The sequence below is a fragment of the Pseudonocardia nigra genome, from assembly GCF_019396355.1.
GTDB lineage: Bacteria > Actinomycetota > Actinomycetes > Mycobacteriales > Pseudonocardiaceae > Pseudonocardia > Pseudonocardia nigra.
This window is the reverse complement of the sequence record NZ_JAHKRK010000462.1, coordinates 1-1,357: the sequence shown is the minus strand read 5'-3', so window position 1 is coordinate 1,357 and position 1,357 is coordinate 1. Positions and strand designations below refer to the sequence as shown.

The window sequence follows — 1,357 nt, the reverse complement described above, 5'->3', positions numbered from 1 at the left end:
ACGCGGGCGCCCTCCCGGGCGCTCCTTGACCCCGCCGCCTACCTCGACGCGCCCAAGAACAGTCGGAGAGCCAACGAAGAAAAGATCAACTACAACAACAGGGGGTTGACCGGCCCCGCTCCTTCAGCGGATGACCAGTACCGCGCTGACCAGTACCGGGCCGGTGCGGGCGATTGCGGTGGACGGCAAGACCGTTCGCCGTGCTCGTCACGCGGATGGGAGGGTGCATCTGCTCGGCGCGCTCGATCACCGCAGGGGTGTCGTGCTCGGCCAGACCGAGGTCGAGGCCAAGACGAACGAGATCACCGCGTTCACATCGCTGCTGGAGCGGATCGACCGGGCCTGCCCGCTGACCGGGGCGGTGATCACCGCCGATGCGTTGCACACCCAGGACCGGCACGCCCGTTGGCTGCACGAACGCGGCCGCACTACGTGTTCATCGTCAAGGGCAACCGGCCCGCGCTGCGCACCCGGCTCGCCGACCTGCCCTGGCAGACGATTCCCGTCGTCGACGAGGTCCGGGGGCGCGGGCACGGCCGGGTCGAAACACGGACCCTGCAACTGTGCGCGATCACTGGCCCAGGTGGCCGGGGGATCGGGTTCCCGCACGCCCGCCTGGCCGCACGGATCATCCGCCGCCGACGCCCCATCGACAGCGCGAAGCGGTGGTCCACCGAGACCGTCTACGCGGTCACCAGCCTCGGCTTCGCCGACGTCCGCGCCCATCAACTAGCGGAGATCATCCGCGAGCACTGGCACGTGGAGAACCGGCTCCACTGGGTACGCGATGTGACGTTCGCCGAAGACCTGTCCCAGATCCGCACCGGCACCGGCCCCGCGGTCATGGCCGTGCTACGCAACCTCGCCATCAGCCGCCACCGCCTCGCCGGCGCCAGCAACATCGCCGCCGCCTGCCGCGACACCGCCCGCCACCCTCTGCGAGCCGTTGACCTGCTCACATAACTGCAAAATCAACTATGCCGGAGCCCTGGGCCCAGAACGCGGCCGCGGTCTCCTTGCGTTCGTCGGGAAGGATCTCGGTGTAAGCCAGCCTCAAGTGGTCGTCGAGGGCGGTGTGGAGGATGGCGGCGTGCGCGAGGCAAGCCACATCTTCCCAGGTCAGAAGGGGATTCGTGCGTCACGACCCACCGTCATCACCACACTTCGCGGTGCATCCAGGCTCAGCTTCACCGGGCTGCCACGACAGCCCGGTGGTGGAGTAGGGGTCGAACCGGGGCGCGGTACTGGTCTTGCGACCAGCCCGTTTCCCCGGCCCGCCCTCCGCACCGGACGTGCGGCTCTCACCGCATCCGGCGCTCCACGGATTCCCTTGGGGCCGCGCGGCTCAGGCCGTCGC

1 protein-coding gene and 2 pseudogenes are annotated in these 1,357 nt (G+C 69.3%); 2 read left to right on the top strand and 1 reads right to left on the bottom strand.

Annotated elements, in window-relative coordinates:
* Positions 1–130 precede the first annotated feature (130 nt).
* A pseudogene (locus tag KME75_RS47395) lies at positions 131–379 on the top strand (transposase); the annotation flags it as partial.
* A 26-nt stretch (positions 380–405) separates the two neighbouring features.
* Entirely contained in the window at positions 406–963 is a 558-nt protein-coding gene (locus KME75_RS45510; protein WP_219420480.1) for an ISAs1 family transposase, read from the top strand.
* A 19-nt stretch (positions 964–982) separates the two neighbouring features.
* Here the strand turns inward: KME75_RS45510 and KME75_RS41590 are convergent.
* A pseudogene (locus KME75_RS41590) lies at positions 983–1,087 on the bottom strand (IS481 family transposase); the annotation flags it as partial.
* Positions 1,088–1,357 lie beyond the last annotated feature (270 nt).